Source organism: Pseudomonas borbori (assembly GCF_900115555.1).
Lineage (GTDB): Bacteria > Pseudomonadota > Gammaproteobacteria > Pseudomonadales > Pseudomonadaceae > Aquipseudomonas > Aquipseudomonas borbori.
In genome coordinates this window covers 41160-59562 of record NZ_FOWX01000020.1, presented here as the reverse complement: position 1 = coordinate 59562, position 18403 = coordinate 41160, and the positions used below count along the sequence as shown (strand labels likewise).

General features: G+C 63.5%; 20 protein-coding genes. 12 read left to right on the top strand and 8 right to left on the bottom strand.

Annotation, left to right across the window (positions count from 1 at the left end; translation table 11 throughout):
- The first annotated feature begins 69 nt into the window (after positions 1-69).
- The 5 genes from BM315_RS15360 to BM315_RS15340 all read left to right on the top strand — a co-directional run bounded on the left by BM315_RS15360 (position 70) and on the right by BM315_RS15340 (position 4971).
- Complete coding sequence (locus BM315_RS15360) at positions 70-1389, top strand: TRZ/ATZ family hydrolase (RefSeq protein WP_090502504.1); 1320 nt, start codon at positions 70-72, stop codon at positions 1387-1389.
- Positions 1390-1602: 213 nt separating this feature from the next.
- On the top strand, positions 1603-2301 hold the full coding sequence (gene ubiG / locus BM315_RS15355; RefSeq protein ID WP_090502502.1) for a bifunctional 2-polyprenyl-6-hydroxyphenol methylase/3-demethylubiquinol 3-O-methyltransferase UbiG: 699 nt from the start codon (positions 1603-1605) through the stop codon (positions 2299-2301).
- Positions 2301-2972, top strand: a complete 672-nt coding sequence (gene mupP, locus BM315_RS15350) for an N-acetylmuramic acid 6-phosphate phosphatase MupP (protein WP_090502500.1) — start codon at positions 2301-2303, stop codon at positions 2970-2972. Before ubiG ends, mupP begins: the two co-directional genes overlap by 1 nt.
- A 105-nt stretch (positions 2973-3077) precedes the next feature.
- Positions 3078-3818: a YciK family oxidoreductase gene (locus BM315_RS15345; protein ID WP_090502498.1), complete on the top strand. Its 741-nt coding sequence runs from the start codon at positions 3078-3080 to the stop codon at positions 3816-3818.
- Positions 3819-4044: 226 nt separating this feature from the next.
- Positions 4045-4971 carry a GGDEF domain-containing protein gene (locus BM315_RS15340; protein ID WP_090502496.1) on the top strand — a complete coding sequence of 309 codons (927 nt, stop codon included), beginning with the start codon at positions 4045-4047 and terminating at the stop codon, positions 4969-4971.
- Positions 4972-5039: 68 nt separating this feature from the next.
- On the opposite strand, the gene rluB is transcribed toward BM315_RS15340, so the two are convergent.
- From rluB to BM315_RS15320, 4 genes are all read right to left on the bottom strand, one after another.
- Positions 5040-6254, bottom strand: coding sequence for a 23S rRNA pseudouridine(2605) synthase RluB (gene rluB, locus BM315_RS15335; RefSeq protein WP_090502494.1), 1215 nt, complete (start codon positions 6252-6254; stop codon positions 5040-5042).
- A 184-nt stretch (positions 6255-6438) separates the two neighbouring features.
- A complete protein-coding gene (gene scpB / locus BM315_RS15330) occupies positions 6439-7221 on the bottom strand; it encodes an SMC-Scp complex subunit ScpB (protein ID WP_090502492.1) in 783 nt (260 codons plus the stop codon).
- Between the two features lie 2 nt (positions 7222-7223).
- Entirely contained in the window at positions 7224-7922 is a 699-nt protein-coding gene (locus tag BM315_RS15325) for a segregation and condensation protein A (protein ID WP_170862232.1), read from the bottom strand.
- 150 nt (positions 7923-8072) lie between these two features.
- A complete protein-coding gene (locus tag BM315_RS15320; protein ID WP_090502488.1) occupies positions 8073-9287 on the bottom strand; it encodes a tryptophan--tRNA ligase in 1215 nt (404 codons plus the stop codon).
- Positions 9288-9486: 199 nt separating this feature from the next.
- On the opposite strand from BM315_RS15320, the gene BM315_RS15315 reads away from it, so the two are divergent.
- Complete coding sequence (locus BM315_RS15315; protein WP_090502485.1) at positions 9487-9843, top strand: PA2779 family protein; 357 nt, start codon at positions 9487-9489, stop codon at positions 9841-9843.
- Positions 9844-9879: 36 nt separating this feature from the next.
- Here the strand turns inward: BM315_RS15315 and BM315_RS15310 are convergent, their stop codons facing one another.
- Positions 9880-10506 (bottom strand): L-threonylcarbamoyladenylate synthase, encoded by a 627-nt coding sequence (locus tag BM315_RS15310; protein ID WP_090502483.1) that lies wholly within the window; start codon positions 10504-10506, stop codon positions 9880-9882.
- 13 nt (positions 10507-10519) lie between these two features.
- Positions 10520-11383 (bottom strand): PHP domain-containing protein, encoded by an 864-nt coding sequence (locus BM315_RS15305; protein WP_090502482.1) that lies wholly within the window; start codon positions 11381-11383, stop codon positions 10520-10522.
- A 294-nt stretch (positions 11384-11677) separates the two neighbouring features.
- Here BM315_RS15305 and BM315_RS15300 point away from each other — a divergent pair, with 294 nt between their 5' ends.
- From BM315_RS15300 to BM315_RS15280, 5 genes are all read left to right on the top strand, one after another.
- Positions 11678-11977, top strand: coding sequence for a YciI family protein (locus BM315_RS15300; RefSeq protein ID WP_090502480.1), 300 nt, complete (start codon positions 11678-11680; stop codon positions 11975-11977).
- A gap of 224 nt (positions 11978-12201) precedes the next feature.
- On the top strand, positions 12202-12606 hold the full coding sequence (locus tag BM315_RS15295) for an SH3 domain-containing protein (protein ID WP_090502478.1): 405 nt from the start codon (positions 12202-12204) through the stop codon (positions 12604-12606).
- Positions 12607-12613: 7 nt separating this feature from the next.
- The gene (locus BM315_RS15290) at positions 12614-13291 is read left to right on the top strand and encodes a response regulator transcription factor (protein WP_090502476.1); all 678 of its coding nucleotides are present in this window, start codon (positions 12614-12616) and stop codon (positions 13289-13291) included.
- Positions 13292-13423: 132 nt separating this feature from the next.
- Positions 13424-13861 (top strand): Spy/CpxP family protein refolding chaperone, encoded by a 438-nt coding sequence (locus BM315_RS15285; RefSeq protein WP_090502546.1) that lies wholly within the window; start codon positions 13424-13426, stop codon positions 13859-13861.
- A gap of 99 nt (positions 13862-13960) precedes the next feature.
- Positions 13961-15292, top strand: coding sequence for a sensor histidine kinase (locus tag BM315_RS15280; RefSeq protein WP_090502474.1), 1332 nt, complete (start codon positions 13961-13963; stop codon positions 15290-15292).
- Between the two features lie 98 nt (positions 15293-15390).
- On the opposite strand, the gene BM315_RS15275 is transcribed toward BM315_RS15280, so the two are convergent.
- Positions 15391-15954, bottom strand: coding sequence for a nitroreductase family protein (locus BM315_RS15275; protein WP_090502472.1), 564 nt, complete (start codon positions 15952-15954; stop codon positions 15391-15393).
- A gap of 465 nt (positions 15955-16419) precedes the next feature.
- A complete protein-coding gene (locus BM315_RS15270; RefSeq protein WP_090502470.1) occupies positions 16420-16791 on the bottom strand; it encodes a YkgJ family cysteine cluster protein in 372 nt (123 codons plus the stop codon).
- A gap of 155 nt (positions 16792-16946) precedes the next feature.
- Between BM315_RS15270 and BM315_RS15265 the strand changes: the two genes are divergently transcribed.
- Positions 16947-18398 (top strand): TrkH family potassium uptake protein, encoded by a 1452-nt coding sequence (locus tag BM315_RS15265; protein WP_090502468.1) that lies wholly within the window; start codon positions 16947-16949, stop codon positions 18396-18398.
- The last annotated feature ends 5 nt before the right edge of the window (positions 18399-18403 follow it).

Here is an 18403-nt window from a genome sequence, read left to right as displayed (position 1 = left end):
AGCACAGCTTCAAGCGCACGCCGTTCCCCTATAAACTCAGCCTCTCAGATATCCGCAGGAAGCCCCGGCATGCCCGACGCCCCGCTCGACCTCCTCCTACTTCCAACCTGGCTGGTGCCGGTCGAGCCGGCGGGCGTGGTGCTGCACGAGCACGGTCTGGGCATCCGCGACGGCCGCATCGCCCTGATCGCACCGCGTGCCGAAGCGCTCAAGCACAAGGCGCTGGCAGTGCGCGAGCTGCCCGGCCGACTGCTGACACCGGGACTGGTCAATGCCCACGGCCATGCGGCCATGAGCCTGTTCCGCGGCATGGCCGATGAGCTGCCGCTGAGCGACTGGCTGCAGCAGCATATCTGGCCAGCCGAGGCCAAATGGGTGGACGAGCACTTCGTCCTGGACGGCACCGAACTGGCTATCGCCGAGCAACTCAAGGGCGGCATCACCTGCTTCTCGGACATGTACTTCTTTCCCGAAATAGCCAGCGAACTGGTACACAAGAGCGGCATCCGCGCCCAGATAACCATTCCGGTACTGGATTTTCCCATTCCCGGCGCCCGCGATGCCGACGAAGCCCTGCGCAAAGGGTTGGCGCTGTTCGACGACCTCAAGCATCACCCGCGCCTGAGCGTCGCCTTCGCCCCCCACGCACCCTATACGGTGAGCGACGACAAGCTGGAAAACATCCGCATGCTCGCCGCGGAACTGGATGCCGGCATTCATATGCACGTGCACGAGACCGCTTTTGAAGTGCAGCAGAGCCTGCAGCAGTACGGCGAGCGACCTGTGGCGCGCCTGGCGCGGCTCGGCCTGCTCGGCCCGCGCTTCCAGGCCGTGCACATGACCCAGGTCGACGATGAGGATCTGGCCCTGCTGGTGGCCAGCAACAGCAGCGTGATCCATTGCCCGGAGTCCAACCTCAAGCTGGCCTGCGGCTTCTGCCCGGTGGAACGGCTCTGGCAGGCCGGAGTCAACGTGGCCATCGGCACCGACGGCGCCGCCAGCAACAACGACCTGGACCTGCTCGGCGAAACCCGCACAGCCGCCTTGCTGGCCAAGGCCGTAGCCGGTTCGGCCAGCGCCCTGGACGCACATCGCGCGCTGCGCATGGCGACCCTCAACGGCGCCCGCGCCCTCGGCCTGGATGAGCGGATCGGCTCGCTGGAAGTCGGCAAAGCCGCCGACCTGGTGACATTCAACCTGTCCGGCCTGGCCCAGCAGCCGATCTACGACCCGGTTTCGCAACTGATCTACACCAGTAACCGCGACTGCGTCGAGGATCTATGGGTCGGCGGCAAGCACCTGCTCGACGGCGGCCGCCTGACGCGCCTGGACGAACAGCGGATCATCGCCAACGCCCGCGCCTGGGGCGCGAAAATCGCCCGGCGCTAGCATGTGCAAGGGCTTGTGGGAGGGGCTTTAGCCGCGACAGGTCAAATGAGGCACCCACTCATCGCGGCTAAAGCCCCTCCCAGCAACACCGGCCAGTGCGACAAACTGACATACATTGATTCGCCCGCGGGCGTCCACCCAACAACGCGAAACTGGCACCATAGGCGCTTCAAGCGTCAGGCTTCCCGCCTCCAGTTCTATTCAGGGAACATTATGAGCAACGTCGATCACGCCGAAATCGCCAAATTCGAAGCCCTCGCCCACCGCTGGTGGGACCGTGAAAGCGAATTCAAACCCCTGCACGACATCAATCCGCTGCGGGTCAACTGGATCGAGGAGCGCGTCAGCCTGGCCGGCAAGAAGGTGCTCGACATCGGCTGCGGCGGCGGCATCCTCAGCGAAGCCATGGCCCAGCGTGGCGCCGAGGTGACCGGCATCGACATGGGCGAAGCGCCCCTGGCCGTGGCCCAGTTGCACCAACTGGAATCCGGCGTCTCGGTGCAGTACCGGCAGAGCACCGCCGAAGCCCTGGCCGCTGAAATGCCCGAGCAGTTCGACGTGGTCACCTGCCTGGAAATGCTCGAACACGTCCCGGATCCGGCCTCGGTGATCCGCGCCTGCCACAGCCTGGTCAAACCCGGCGGCCAGGTGTTCTTCTCCACCATCAATCGCAACCCCAAGGCCTATATGTTCGCGGTGATAGGCGCGGAATACCTGCTGCGCCTGCTGCCGCGCGGCACCCATGACTTCAAGAAGTTCATCCGCCCCTCGGAACTGGGGGCCTGGAGCCGCGACGCCGGCCTGCAGGTCAAGGACATTATCGGTCTGACCTACAACCCGCTGACCAAGCACTACAAACTGCAAGCGGATGTCGACGTCAATTACATGCTCCAGACGCTGAAGGAGGCCTGATGCGTTTGCGCGCGGTTCTTTTCGATATGGATGGCACCCTGCTCGACAGTGCCCCGGACTTTATTGCCATCTGCCAGGCGATGCGCGCCGAGCGCGGCTTGGCGGCCGTGGATGACAAGCTGATCCGCGATCAGATTTCCGGCGGAGCCCGCGCCATGGTTGCGGCGAGCTTCGCCATGGATCCGCTGGCCGAGCAGTTCGAGGCCCTGCGCCTGGAGTTTCTCGAGCGTTACCAGGATCACTGCGCAGTGCTGACCCGACCTTTCGACGGTATCGATCAACTGCTCGCCGATATCGAGCAGGCCAAGCTGATCTGGGGCGTGGTGACCAACAAGCCGCTGCGCTTCGCCGAACCGATCATGCAGCAACTGCGCCTGGCCGAGCGCTCCGCCATCCTGATCTGCCCGGACCATGTGACCAACAGCAAACCCGACCCGGAGCCGATGCTCCTTGCCTGCTCCCAGCTGGGCCTGGACCCGGCCAGCGTCCTGTTCGTCGGCGATGACCTGCGCGACATCGAGTCGGGACGCGCCGCCGGCACCAGGACCGCGGCAGTGACCTACGGCTATATCCACCCGGAGGACAACCCGAGAAACTGGGGCGCCGACGTAGTCGTCGACCACCCACTGGAATTGCGCGCGGTGCTGGATCGGGCGCTGGGCGGCTGCTGACGCAGCAGCTGCAAGCCGGTATGCAGCCAGAAGCCCGCACCCACTCCCTAGCTTTTAACTTGCCGCTTGCCGCTTGAGGCTTGCCGCCCTCCGAAGGAGCCCTTCATGTTCCAATACTCTGCCCGCCCCGACCTGCTCAAGGACCGGGTGATTCTGGTCACTGGCGCCGGCCGCGGGATTGGCGCCACCGCCGCGCAGACCTTTGCCGCCCATGGGGCGACTGTGCTGCTGCTGGGCAAGACCGAGGGAAACCTCAGCCGGGTCTACGACGCCATCGAGGCCGCCGGCCACCCGCAACCCGCGGTGATCCCGTTCAACCTGGAAACCGCCCTGCCGCACCAGTACGACGAACTGGCGGCGATGATCGAGCGCGAATTCGGCAAGCTCGACGGCCTGCTGCACAACGCCTCGATCGTCGGCCCGCGCACACCGCTGGAGCAACTCTCCGGCGACAACTTCATGCGCGTGATGCAGGTCAACGTCAACGCCACCTTCATGCTCACCAGCACCCTGCTGCCGCTGCTGAAACTCTCCAGCGATGCCTCGGTGGTCTTCACCTCGAGCAGCGTCGGACGCAAAGGCCGCGCCTACTGGGGCGCTTATGCGGTCTCCAAGTTCGCCACCGAGGGCCTGATGCAAGTGCTGGCCGATGAAGTCGAGGGCGTGGCGCCGCTACGTGCCAACAGCATCAACCCGGGTGCAACCCGCACCGATATGCGCGCCCAGGCTTATCCAGGGGAAAATCCGGCGAACAACCCGCGACCCGAAGCGATAATGCCGGTTTACCTGTACCTGATGGGCCCCGACAGCAGCGGCGTCAATGGCCAGGCATTCGACGCCCAGTAAAGCCAGGATCCGCGACCTGAAACGGCAGAAAAATGGCGACCCAGGCACAAACCGGCAACAGTTTGCCGGCCGACCAGGCAAGGGAATTGCCGATACTGGCCATTTGCCGCGCAAAACCGGCGCAAGTGACTGACTTCAAATAATTTTCATATTTCCTGAACCCTCTGGCATGAAATTCGCTCTATAGGCAGTGTTGCCGCATCAATGCGCCAGAGGCTCAGCATTTATGGTTACCCCCAGCCAGTCCAACACCATCGACTTCGATACAGCCAAGCTTCAGCGCCTGGGTTTTTCCGGCAATCGCGCGCCTTCTCTGCAGCCGATCAGCCTGGCGCAACTGCGTCAGCAACTCAGCATGCAACTACAGACCAGCCTGGATGCCGAGCGCATCCTCAGACTGTTCTTCACTGCCGTGCAGAGCCTGGTGCCGCTCAACGCCCTGACCTATCAGCAGCCGACCGCCGACCTGCGCCTGGAGCTGGGCGAACGCGCCAGCCACTCGGCCGGCTACCGGCTGAGCCATGAGGGCGAATACCTCGGCGAGCTGGTTTTTCGCCGGCAGCAGCGCTTCAGCGACGAGGAGCTCGGCCAACTGGAGTCCCTGCTGGCCAGCCTGCTGTTCCCGCTGCGCAATGCCCTGCTCTACCGCGCGGCGATCCAGAGCGCGCTACGCGACCCGCTGACCAACACCGGCAACCGCATTGCCATGGATCAGATTCTGCAACGCGAAATCGATCTGTCGCGCCGCAACCAGCAACCGCTCTCGCTGCTGATGCTCGATCTCGACCACTTCAAGCAGATCAACGACAACCACGGCCACAGCATCGGCGACGAGGTCTTGATAGACGTTGCCGCCACCCTGAAAAACCAGCTGCGCAACATCGACATGGTGTTTCGTTACGGCGGCGAAGAATTTCTCGTACTGCTCTCCGGAACCTGCCGCGAAGCCGCCTGCATGGTCGGCGAACGCCTGCGTCATGCCGTGCAAGAGTTGCAATGCCTGGCCCAGGGCCGACCGATAGAGGTATCCATCAGCCTCGGCTGCGCCACCCTGCTACCGGGCGAGTCGGCGGAGAGCCTGCTACGCCGCGCCGATAGCGCGCTCTATGTAGCCAAGCGCGACGGGCGCAATCGCCTGAGCATGGCCGGTTAAATACAGCCCGCAAAAAAGGGACTCGATCGAGTCCCCTTTTTATGCCCCCAGGATCGCGACGCCTCAGCTTACTGCGGCTTGCGCCCGCCACGACCAAAGCCTGGACGCTGCCCTTCGCCCGCTGGCTGGCTGCGGCGCTTGCTCGACGCGGCCGGCTTGCGCCCCGGGCGCTCGCTCAGCTCGACGCCCGGACGCACAGGCTTGGACTTGCCCGAAGTCTTCTTGTTGACATCCCGCGGCCGCTCGGCAACCGGTGTCCCCTTGCCCTGAGCCGGACGACCTTGCTCCGCACGCCCCTTGTCGGCGCGTGGCGGGCGCGGGGTACGCACTGCACGCTCAGCCTCTTCGCCATGCGGGTTACGCCCGGCGCCAGCACGCTCAGCCGTCACCGGCCCACCATGGGCCGGACGCAGGGTGCGCTGCGGGCGCTCGCCGCGACCGACCGGCTTGGCCGACTTGCGCTGCAGACGCTCGAGCTTGTCGCGGGTTTTCTCTTTCATGTCCGGCAAGGCGACCGGCTTGAGGCCGACTTCCTCGCTGAGGATATCCACCTCGCGCTGGCTCATCTCGCGCCAGCGGCCCATGGTCAGGTCCGAGGTGATGAATACCGGGCCGAAACGCACGCGCTTCAGGCGGCTGACCACCAGGCCCTGGGATTCCCACAGACGGCGCACCTCGCGGTTGCGGCCTTCCATCACCACGCAGTGATACCAGTGGTTGAAGCCGACGCCGCCCGGCGCCTCCTTGATGTCGGTGAACTTGGCCGGGCCGTCTTCGAGCATTACCCCGGCTTTCAGCCGCTCGATCATTTCCTCATCGACTTCGCCGCGCACGCGCACCGCGTACTCGCGGTCCATCTGGAAGGACGGGTGCATCAGGCGATTGGCCAGCTCACCGTCGGTGGTGAACATCAGCAGGCCGGTGGTGTTGATGTCGAGGCGGCCGATGTTGATCCAGCGGCCCTCTTTCGGCCGTGGCAGGCGGTCGAACACGGTCGGGCGACCTTCGGGGTCGTCGCGGGTGCAGATCTCGCCTTCGGGCTTGTTATAGATGATCACGCGGCGCACGCTTTCGGCGGCTTCTTCGCGCTTGATCAGACGGCCATCGATGGCGATGGCATCGTGCAGGTCGACGCGCTGACCGAGACCGGCGACCGCGCCATTGACCTTGACCCGGCCGGCGCTGATCCAGCCTTCGATTTCGCGACGTGAAGCCAGGCCCATGCGCGCCATGACTTTCTGCAGTTTTTCGCCGGCTGGACTGTATTCTTCGGATTCACTCATCTGGGCACCTCCCGGTGTTTCTCTAGTGATGGACGACAGCAAGTCGTCGAAGGGGCGCGGATCATACGCGAAACGCGCAGCGAACGCATCGTTTGAGGCTAGTCGGCAGACGAGCCGTCATTGGTCTTTTCGACGGCCGGCGCAGCCGCACTGGCATTGTCAGCCGCCCCCGGATTGCACCGGGCTAGCCGTGACGCGGCAACTCCTCTTCGTCCGCGGCTTCGGCCAGCTCATCGCCGTCGGCGACGGAAAAATCATCGAAATCGGTCTTCAAGCCCTGCTCCATGGAGTCCAGCTCGGCCAGCAGGCTGCCGAAGCTGGTTTCCTCGCTTGCTTCCACCAGCGCTTCATCGGCGAGCGCCAGGTCGGCGCGAGCCTGCAGGCTCTGCGGCGCGGCAAGCTCGTCATCGAAGGCCAGCGACGGTTCGGGTTCCAGCTCACGCAGGGCCGCCAGCGGCGGGAGCTGGTCGAGACTCTTCAGATTGAAGTGATCGAGAAATGCCTTGGTGGTCGCCAGCATCGCCGGCTTGCCGGGCACGTCGCGGTAGCCGACCACGCGGATCCATTCGCGCTCCAGCAGGGTCTTGACGATGTGGCTGTTGACCGCCACGCCACGGATATCCTCGATTTCGCCGCGGGTAATCGGCTGGCGGTAGGCAATCAGCGCCAGGGTCTCCAGCATGGCCCGCGAATAACGCTGCGGGCGCTCCTCCCACAGGCGCCCGACCCAGGGCGCATAGCATTCGCGCACCTGCAGGCGGTAACCGGAAGCCACCTCGACCAGCTCGAAGGCACGCCCTTCGCAGGACTGGCGCAGTCGCTCCAGGGCTTTTTTGAACACCGCCGGCGCCGGCCGCTCGGCCTCCTCGAACAGCTCGTACAGCCGCTCCAGTGATTGCGGTTTGCCGGAGGCGAACAAGAAGGCTTCCAGCAGGTTGGCCAGCTCACGGGGATCGGTCAGGTTCATGCTCATTCGGCTCGCGCACGCACGTGGATGGGTCCAAAGGCGTCATTCTGCACCAGCTCGACCAGGGACTCCTTGATCAGCTCGAGTACCGCCATAAAGGTCACCACCACGCCCAGACGCCCCTCCTCGGCTGTGAAAAGCTCGACAAAGGGCACGAAAGCGCCGCCTTTGAGGCGCTCCAGCACTTCGCTCATGCGCTCGCGGGTCGACAGCGTCTCCCGGCTGACCTGGTGACTCTCGAACATATCGGCGCGACGCAGCACCTGCGCCATCGACAACAACAACTCCTCCAGAGCGACCTCCGGCAGCAGCTTGCGCGCCAGCGCCTGCGGCGCCTCCAGGCGCGGCACCGTCAGGTCGCGACCAACCCGCGGCAGCAGGTCGAGGCCTTCGGCGGCGGCCTTGTAGCGCTCGTATTCCTGCAGGCGGCGGATCAGCTCGGCGCGCGGATCGTCCTCTTCCTCCAGGGCTTCGCTCGAACGCGGCAGGAGCATGCGCGACTTGATCTCGGCGAGCATCGCTGCCATCACCAGGTACTCGGCGGCCAACTCCAGGCGCACCGACTGCATCAATTCGACATAGCCCATGTACTGCCGGGTGATTTCCGCCACGGGAATGTCCAGCACATCGATATTCTGCTTGCGGATCAGGTAGAGCAGCAGATCCAGAGGCCCCTCGAAGGCCTCGAGAAACACCTCCAGCGCGTCCGGCGGGATATACAGATCCAGCGGCATCTCGGTCACCGCCCGGCCGTATACCAAGGCGAACGGCAGCTCTTGCTGGGCGTCCGCTTGACTGTCGGCAGGCTGTTCGGGGGACTGGCTGTGCATATTAATCTCTGAAATCCCTGCTCAACGGTAGTTAAGACCCAGGGCCAAACGCACCTCGGTCAAGGTCTCCCGCGCTTCATTGCGCGCGCGCTCGGCGCCCTCGGCGAGGATGCTGCGCAGCAACTCGGGGTTGGCCTGATAATCGGCAGCACGCGCCTGCAAGGGCTGCAGCTCTTTCTGCACCGCTTCGATCAATGGCCCTTTGCAGTCCAGGCAACCGATGCCGGCGCTCGTGCAGCCCTGCTGCAACGCAACACGCGTCTCTGCGCCGGTGTAAATCTCGTGCAGCGGCCATACCGGGCAACGGGCAGGATTACCGGGATCATCCCGGTGCACCCGCGCAGGATCGGTGGGCATGCGCCGGATCTTTTCCTCGACTTCGGCACTGCTGTCACGCAGAAAAATGGCATTGCCGCCGGACTTGGACATTTTCCCACCATCCAGCCCCGGCAGCCTGGGCGCATCGCTAAGCAACGGTCGCGGCTCGGGCAACAACACCTTGCCGCCACCTTCCAGGTAGCCGAACAGGCGCTCCTTGTCGCCGATGGTGATGCTCTGCTGCTCCTTGAGCAAGGCTCTGGCGGTCTCCAGAGCCTCGACATCGCCCTGCTGCTGGTATGCCCGGCGCAAGTTGTTGTAGAGCGTGGCGGTTTTCTTGCCGAGCTTGCGGATCGCCGCCTCGGCTTTCAGCTCGAAGCCGGGCTCGCGCCCATAGAGATGATTGAAGCGTCGTGCCACTTCGCGGGCGAATTCGATATGCGCCAACTGATCGGCGCCAACCGGCACCACCCCAGCCCGGTACAGCAGGATATCCGCCGCCTGCAGCAATGGATAACCCAAAAAGCCATAGGTGGCGAGTTCTCGCCCCGGCAGCCGGTCTTGCTGTTCCTTGTAGGACGGCACCCGCTCCAGCCAGCTGAGCGGGCTGATCATCGACAGCAGCAGATGCAGCTCGGCGTGCTCCGGCACTTGCGACTGGATGAACAGGGTCGCGGAACTGGGGCTGACCCCGGCCGCCAGCCAATCCACCGCTATGTCCATGACATGCTGAGAGATCTGCCCGACCTCCTGGTAGTTGATCGTCAATGCGTGCCAGTCGACGATGCAGAAAAAGCATTCGTATTCGTGCTGCAACTTGACCCAGCTTTTCAGCACGCCATGATAATGGCCAAGGTGCAAACGGCCACTGGGACGCATGCCGGACAGCACGCGGCGTTCGGAATCAACAAGGCTCAAACCGGGTTACCTAAGCGAATCGACAAGGCGTGAAGTATAGCGAGCCCCGCAGCTGCCGCGGGAAAAACGACCGCGGAACCGTTCAGGCAAAAGGCCAGTCATAATTAATGAAGCCGCCCAAGCAAACTGACGGCAGCACCACGCGCCAGCAGCAGTGCCGATTCGGCGCGAATCCCGACCATTCGTCGAGGGTCACAGCATGAAAACTCCCGCCCTAACTTTCGTCGTCGCCCTGCTGACAGCATTGCTGTTGCTGCTGCCTCCGCTAACCGCTCAGGCCGCCATGATCGGCACCCAGGAAGTCATCGCCGAGCAAACCCTGCAGGCCGATCGCGACAAAGTCAGTGAGTTTCTCAACCGTGCCGACGTCGAGGAGCGCTTGCAGGCCATGGATGTCCCCGCGGCCCTGGCCAACAGCCGGGTGGATGCGCTGACGCCCGCGGAAGTCGCCACCCTGGCCCAGCGGATCGATGCGTTGCCGGCCGGCGGTGCACTCAGTGGCAACGACTTCATCATCATCTTGCTGGTGGCTATCCTGGTGGCATTGCTAATTTAGCCTCGGCGTAATGCGCCACGCCCTTCGATGCGGCTCTCACGCCTCGCCGAAAGGCGCGGGATCGCCGCAGCCGACACGAATGATTTGCGGCTGGTCATCGGCCAGATTGATCACGGTCGAGGCCTCCAACCCGCCAAAACCGCCGTCGATGATCAGGTCAACCTGATGCTCGAGGATCTGCCGCATTTCATAGGGATCGCTCAGCGGCAACGTCTCGCCCGGCAGAATCAGACTGACGCTCATCAGCGGCTCGCCGAGTTCGCCGAGCAACGCCTGGGCAATCGGGTGACTGGGGACCCGCAGGCCAATGGTGCGGCGCTTGGGGTGCAGCAACATGCGCGGCACTTCGCGCGTGGCATTGAGAATAAAGGTGTAGGGCCCCGGCGTATGGTTCTTCAATAAACGAAAGGCCCCTGTATCGACCTTGGCGAACAGACCAATCTGCGACAAGTCGCGACAGACCAGGGTGAAATTGTGCTTGTCGTCCAACTGGCGCAAACGGCGAATACGCTCCACCGCACTCTTGTCGCCGATATGGCAACCGAGCGCATAGGACGAATCGGTGGGATAAATCACCACGCCCCCGGCCCTGATGATTTCCACCGCCTGTTTGATCAGGCGCAGCTGTGGGTTTTCCGGGTGAACCTGGAAAAATTGACTCACGCTAACTCCCTGTTCAAATTGCAGTAGGCTGTTGGACATGCTGAAAACGCGCCCATAGGGGCGACAAGTCTGCGGGTACAGGGCGGTACATACCCAGTTCGGACCAGTCACCAGGTGCATGAAAGTCGCTGCCGGCGCTTGCCTGCAGACCGAATTCGCGGGCCAGAATCGCCAGACCGCCAACCTGCTCGGCTGGCTGCATGCCGTTGACCACCTCCAGCGCATGGCCACCGGCAGCGGCAAAATCGGCGATCAACTTGCGTCGCTTACTACGAGTAAAGTCGTACTGCCACGGGTGCGCCAGGCTGATCAAGGCGCCCGCCTGCAACAGGGTATCAATGGCCTGCGGCAGCGTCGGCCAATGCTGTTTGACATCACCCAACTTGCCCGAGCCGAGCCACTTGCGAAAGGCTTCGGCGCGGTCCTTGACGTGACCGGCGCGCACCAGGAACTCGGCGAAGTGCGGGCGGGCCGGAGCGTTGCCACTGTCACCCAACTCCTGTTGCACGGCCCGCGCACCCTCGAGTGCACCGGGCATGCCTTTGTTGTCCAGACGCCTGCTGATTTCTGCGGCGCGCAGCCAGCGCCCTTCATGCAACTCGGCAATCGACTGGAGCAACGCTGGCGCATCGCTGACGAAGGCATAACCGAGAACATGAATGGTGGCGCCACCCCAGGTGCAGGACAACTCGATGCCATTGACCAGCTGCATATCCAGCGCCTGGGCCGCGGCACGCGCTTCCTCGAGGCCTTCCAGGGTGTCATGATCGGTCAGCGCCAATAGCCGCACGCCACGTTCATGCGCCCGCGCAACTACCACGGCTGGCGCAAGCGCACCGTCTGAAGCCGTGCTGTGGCAATGCAAATCAACATCCATAAGCAACGCTTTCTCGGTAATTTATGTTTGTTATTATGCCGACACCGGCGAACTCTTGCAGATATCGCACAGCAGACTGTTGAAATAAACTTGCGAACGAAGCGAATCAGAAACAGGGTCCAGATGCTGTAACTGGACGTAGGGATGGGGCACCTACCCCCATCCGCTAAATTTTTCAACAGAGTGCAGGTCGGGTAAATTTTCTACAGCCGGCTAAACAATTCCTCGACTTTGCCAGTCCGTACTGCTTTTCTGCGCTACTACCGATTGGTGCACCAGCCATTAAGGATTGAGATGCTCTACGCCATTATCGCCACCGATGTCGAAAACTCCCTGGAAAAACGTTTGGCTGCTCGCCCCGCGCACGTCGCTCGGCTGGAGCAACTAAAAACTGAAGGCCGCCTGGTACTTGCCGGCCCGCACCCCGCGGTCGACAGCAACGATCCCGGTGCGGCAGGCTTTTCCGGCAGCCTGATCGTTGCCGAGTTCGAATCGCTGAATGCCGCCCAAAATTGGGCCGATGCCGACCCTTACCGCGCTGCGGGTGTCTACGCCTCGGTGCTGGTCAAGCCGTTCAAACTGGTTCTGCCTTGACCCGCCAGCAGGCCGTTGAAAAACGCAGGCGAAGCGGGTCAAAAGAGGACTTGGCTCCCACGCGAGGCCGTTTTTAACGCCCCTCTCTATTATCAAGAGGGCCAACGCACGACTGCATGGATGCAGGAGGTAGGGCGACGCAGGAAGCCAAAGCCGAGGTAGTTTTTCAACAGCCTGCTAGTCGCTGCTTGCTGACAACAATCTAATAGGACATAGGAGTTCCGATGCGTCCAGGCCCGTGGTCTTTTCTGTTTGCGCTGTTGCTGTTGCCTCTTGCTCTGCACGCCGAGCAAACCCCGCCTGCACCCGCCGCAACGGCTACGGCAGAGCAAGCGCAGATCGATGTCCTCAAACAGCGCCTGGCCACCAGCGAGCAACAACGCGAAGCACTGGGCGCAGAACTGCAAGCCAGCGCCGGCGTACGCGAAAGCGCGCAATTGCAGCGCCTGCGCCAGGAAAACCAACGCCTCAAGCTGCACCTGAAGAAAACCCAGGCCGATGCACCCCAGCCTTTGCTCGGCGATCGGCAACAATGGTTTGTCGCCGGCGCTGGCGCCGCGCTGCTGGGGGTCATCCTCGGCGCACTGCTGCGTGGCAATCGTCGCTCGCGGCGTGAGTGGATAAACTGAAACCCGTATGAGCACCCTCCTGTTAATCGACGACGACATCGAATTGTGCGAATTGCTGGCCAACTGGCTGACCCAGGAAGGTTTCCAGGTCAGCGCCTGCCATGATGGCAACAGCGCACGCCGCGCCCTGGCCGACCAGGCTCCCGATGCTGTGGTGCTCGATGTGATGCTGCCCGACGGCAGCGGCCTGGAGTTGCTCAAACAATTGCGCGGCGATCATCCCGGACTGCCGGTATTGATGCTATCCGCCCGCGGCGAGCCGCTGGACCGAATCCTCGGCCTGGAGCTAGGCGCCGACGACTACCTGGCCAAGCCCTGCGACCCCCGTGAGCTGACCGCCCGCTTGCGCGCCGTATTGCGCCGCAGCCTGCATCCCGCCGTGTCCAGCCAACTGCAACTGGGTGACCTGTGCTTCAGCCAGGCGCGCGGCGTGGCGACTGTCGGCGAGCACGAGGTCATTCTCACCCTATCGGAAAGTCGCCTGCTCGAAGCCCTGCTGCAGCAGCCTGGCGAACCCGTGGACAAGCAGGAACTGGCGCAACTGGCGTTGGGCCGCAAGTTGACCCTGTACGACCGCAGCCTGGACATGCACGTCAGCAACCTGCGCAAGAAACTCGGCCCTCACCCTGACGGACGCCCGCGCATCCTCGCCTTGCGCAGCCGCGGTTACTACTACAGCGCCTGAGACTCCGGGTAAAGCCAATTCCGGCTCGCCTTTACTCAGGCTTTACCCTTGCCTGACGGCCCTTGACCTTGACCGCTCTAAACTGGGCACATCCGGTAACTGACCGGCATCGAGACAAGGAGACACACCATGATGCGCAAGACTCTCACCGCACTGCTGCTCGCCCTGACCCTGCCGACGCTGGCCATGGCCATGCCCGAAGGCGGCCCGCACCACGGCGGCGGCTACGGCGGACACGGCGACCGACACGGTTCGCGGATGTTCAAGGATCTCGACCTGAGCCAGGAGCAGCGGCGTGACATCCGCAAGTTGATGGGCGAGCAGATGCGAAGCCGCCACGAGATCACCCAGCGTTACCTGGAAAAACTGCCGGCTGCAGAGCAGAAGGCCATGCAGGATGAGCTGAAGGCCGCCAAGGACAAGCAGCACAGCAGCATTCGCGACCTGCTCACACCCGAGCAGCAGAAGGCCTTCGACGAGCACCAGAAGAAAATGCAGGAACGCCGCGCCGAGCGTGCAGCCTTCAAAGCCTGGAAAGCCGAGCAGGCCGACAAGGCCAAGGCAGAATAACCACGGCAGGCTGACCCCGGCCAGCCGTGCATGCCCACACCAGCCCACCCATCAAGCCCTGGCTTGATGGGTTTTCTCGCGACCAGGAAGGAGTCATCCGTGCGTTCATTGTTCTGGCGCATCTTCGCCAGCTTCTGGCTGGCCCTTGCCCTGGTTGCCGGGCTATCCATGTTGCTGGGGCGGGCGCTGAACCAGGACGCCTGGATTCTCAGCCAGCACCCGGCCCTGGAAGGTTTGGCCGAAACCTGGACCCGGCTTTATGAAGAGCGGGGCGCCGGCGCCGCCCAGGCCTTTCTCGAGCAGCGCAAGGAGGCCTCGCGCCTCAACGTGCAGGTGCTCGACGACAACGGCCAAGCCCTGGTCAGAGGCACCTTCCCACCCCGCGCCGCCGCCTTCGAGGCACGCCAGCAGAATGACAAGCGCCTGCCCTGGCGCCGCCTGACCACCGACTACAGCAGCCCGCAGAGCGGCGAAACCTACCTGTTCATCTACCGCATCCCGCACCGCGAACTGGCCGCCTGGCACCGTGACAGCCTGCTCTGGCCGCTCAGCGCACTCGCTATTGCCCTGGTGGTACTGACCCTGTTCAGCCTGCTGTTGACCCTGTCCATCACCCGCCCGCTGAATCGCCTGCGTGGCGCCGTGCACGACCTCGGCCAGACCGCCTACCAGCAGAACAGCCTGGCCCGCCTGGCCAATAGACACGACGAGCTGGGCGTACTGGCCCGCGACTTCAACCGCATGGGCGCACGCCTGCAAGGGCTGATCGGCAGCCAGCGCCAGTTGCTGCGCGATGTGTCCCACGAACTGCGCTCGCCGCTGGCGCGCCTGCGCATAGCACTGGCCCTGGCCGAACGCGCCGACGCCGCCGAGCGGGAAAAACTCTGGCCACGCCTGGCCCGCGAGTGCGATCGCCTGGAGGCCCTGATCAGCGAGATTCTCGCCCTCGCCCGCCTCGACGCCGATCCTGGCGCCGCGCAACCGGTCGACCTCGCCGCGCTGCTGCGCAAGCTGCAAGAAGAGGCACGACTCGACACCCCGGAGCAGCGGGTGGAGATCGAACTGAAACCCGGCGTGAGCCTGCACGGCTGGCCGGACATGCTCGAACGGGCACTGGACAACCTTCTGCGCAATGCCTTGCGCTTCAACCCGGCAGGCCAGCCGATCGAACTCAAGGCCGAGCGCCAGGCCGACGAACTGTGCCTCAGCGTCCGCGACCACGGGCCTGGGGTTGTCGCCGAATACCTGGCCAGCCTGGGCGAGCCCTTCTTCCGTGCCCCCGGACAGAGCACCCCCGGGCATGGCCTGGGCCTGGCGATTGCCCGGCGCGCCGCCGAGCGCCACGGTGGCCGACTGGTGCTGAACAATCATCCCGCAGGCGGCTTCAGCGCCAGCCTGCTGCTACCGCTAAAGCCCCAGGCCAGACTGTAGGGGCGGCTCGGGCGGCGATCCATTCGGAGCGCAGCGACAGCCCGCCAGCTTTTGTGTAGCGCCGATGAGCCTGCGCCCTCCCCCCTGCGAATCGCCCGTTACGCGCCCGTCCAGGCGCTGACGAAATCGGCGACAGCCAAAGGCGCGGGTTTGCGCAATTCGCGTTCGGCAGTTCCCAGGTAGAGGAAGGCGACGATTTGTTCGTCACTGGCCAAGCCAAGTCCCTTCGCCACCTGAGCGTTATAGGCCAGGTCGCCGGTGCGCCAGACCGCACCTATGCCCTGGGCATGGGCGGCGAGCAGGATGGCATGGGCGGCGCAACCGGCGGCGATCACCTGCTCCTGCGGCGGCACCTTGGCATGCGCCTGCACGTGTGCGACTACCACTACCAGCAAAGGCGCCCGCAACGGCATGGCCCGCGCCTTGGCCAGGGCCTCCTCGCTGACGTCACCTGCGCCGGCCGCCAGAACCTGGGCAAACAACTCACCCAGGTGCTCACGCGCAGCCCCCTCGATCGTAAGAAAACGCCACGGCCTCAACTGGCCATGATCGGGGGCACGCAGGGCGGCGCGAAACAGCAGTTCGCGCTGAACCTGGTCCGGTGCAGGCTCGCACAAGCGCGGCACTGAAACACGATTGAGCAGAGCATCGAGAGCATCCATCGGCTACCTCTTGAACAAAATTGAGTGGGAATTCTAGAGCGTGACGCAGGATGGCGGGAAAAAACTGTGGCTCGGCGAGCAAACCGCCAGCGGAAAATAAACGGCACGGATCAGCGCAAACAAACGCGCAGACTTGCCGCCGCCAGCGTTGCTGGCGGCGGCACTAACCTGCAGCTAACAGGCCGTTGAAAAACGTAGGCGAGGCAGCCAGCGCAAGGCAAAAACAGGCGCAACGCAGCGCAGCGGAGTAACAGCCGTAGGCTGGCCCGCAGGGCGAGCGAAGCGAGTCAAAAGCGGCGTTTACGTGTTGTAAATGAGCATTTTGACGGGGGCGCCTAGCCTGGGCTCGCACACGAGCCTGTTTTTAACGCGGCGATGGCAACGCAGGTAGTTTTTCAACAGCCTGCTAATCCGTCTTTGCCAGCATCCGCGTGCAAAGCCCGGCGCATGACTGCGTCAAGCCTCCTACGCAACCCGCTCCGGCGCCACACTCGGCCGTACCGGTGGCGTCAACGGCGGCAGGCCGTGGGCGCGCCGGGCATCGTCACAGCGCGGCTCAGGCTCGCCATTGGCCCAGGACGCCTCGAAATCGCGGCATGGGCTGGCGCGTTGATCATAGAGCGTGCAGCGCACGCCCTGGCCCACTTCACCGAGCAGGGCGACACAGCGGGTTGGTTTGCTCTCGGTGCCGCGCATGGCAACCCGATGCGCAGAGATCAGCACCACCTGATCATCCGGCACCGTGCCGCCAGCCGATTGGCACTCACCCCAGAAGAAAGACACACGAAAATGCGCGCAGCAGGCGCCACACGTAAGACAAGGATTAACGTTCGACATGATTCAAGAGGGCTCAGAAACCGGCAAGGGCCGGCACCTGGCGGCTATTCTAGGCCGAGCCATGCGCTTGTAAAGTGCCGAATGATGGCTGTTTTACAGGCCCGGTCGCGCGAGTACAATGGCGCCCTTTGCCGCCCTCAACCCGAGCTCTCTGCATGGCCTTGCCGACGCTGCGCATCATCGGTTTCATCCTCGGCATTTTTCTGATCACCCTGGCCGTCAGCATGACCATCCCCATGCTGACGCTGCTGGTGTTCGAGCGCACCGATGATCTCGATGCCTTTCTCTGGTCGAGCCTGATCACCCTTGCCAGCGGCCTCGCCCTGGTGCTTAGCGGACGCCCGAGCGACGCTCAACTGCGCCCGCGCGACATGTACATGCTGACCACCACAAGCTGGCTGGTGGTGTGCATCTACGCCGCCCTGCCGATGATGCTGATTCAGCACATCAGCTATACCGATGCCTTCTTCGAAACCATGTCGGGCATCACCACCACCGGCTCCACCATACTGACCGGCCTCGATAACGCCTCACCGGGGCTGTTGATCTGGCGTTCGCTGTTGCAGTGGCTGGGCGGTATCGGCTTCATCGGCATGGCGGTGGCGATTCTGCCACTGCTGCGCGTCGGCGGCATGCGCCTGTTCCAGAGCGAATCATCGGACTGGGGCGAGAAGGTCATGCCGCGCTCGCATATGGCGGCCAAGTACATCATCGCGATCTTCGTCGGCATGACCCTGGTCGGCACCCTGGCTTACTGGCTGGCGGGCATGAGCTGGTTCGAAGCCGTCAACCATGCAATGACCTCTATCGCCACCGGCGGCTATTCCACCTCCGACAACTCCATGGCCAACTTCGGCCCGGCCTCGCACTGGGTAGCCATCGTCTTGATGCTGTTGGGCAGCCTGCCCTTCACCCTTTTCGTCGCCACCATCCGCGGCAATCGCCGGGCCTTGATCAAGGACCAGCAAGTACGCGGCCTGGTCTCGATGCTGGTCTTCACCTGCCTGCTGTTCAGCCTGTGGCTGTGGATGCACTCCGAGTACGCCTACCTCGATGCCTTGCGCATCGTCACCCTCAACGTGGTTTCGGTGGTTAGCACCACCGGTTATGCCCTTGGCGACTACAGTCTCTGGGGCGATTTTGCAGTCATGGTGTTCTTCTACCTGACCTTCGTCGGCGGTTGCTCCGGCTCGACCTCAGGCGGCCTGAAGATCTTCCGCTTTCAGGTGGCCTATACCCTGCTGCGTAGCGGCCTCAACCAGCTGGTCCATCCGCGCGCGGTGATCAAGCAGCGCTACAACGGGCACAACCTCGATGAGGAGATCGTCCGTTCGATTCTCACTTTCTCTTTCTTCTTCACCATCACCATCGGCCTGATCGCCCTGGGGCTGGCATTGATCGGGCTGGACTGGACCACCGCGCTGACGGCAGCAGCCACCGCCGTCTGCAATGTCGGTCCGGGCCTGGGTCCGATCATCGGTCCGGCGGGCAATTTTTCCAGCCTGCCGGATGCGGCCAAATGGCTGCTGACCCTCGGCATGCTGCTCGGTCGCCTGGAGATTCTCACCGTACTGGTTTTGGTCACCCGAGCGTTCTGGAGACATTAAATACC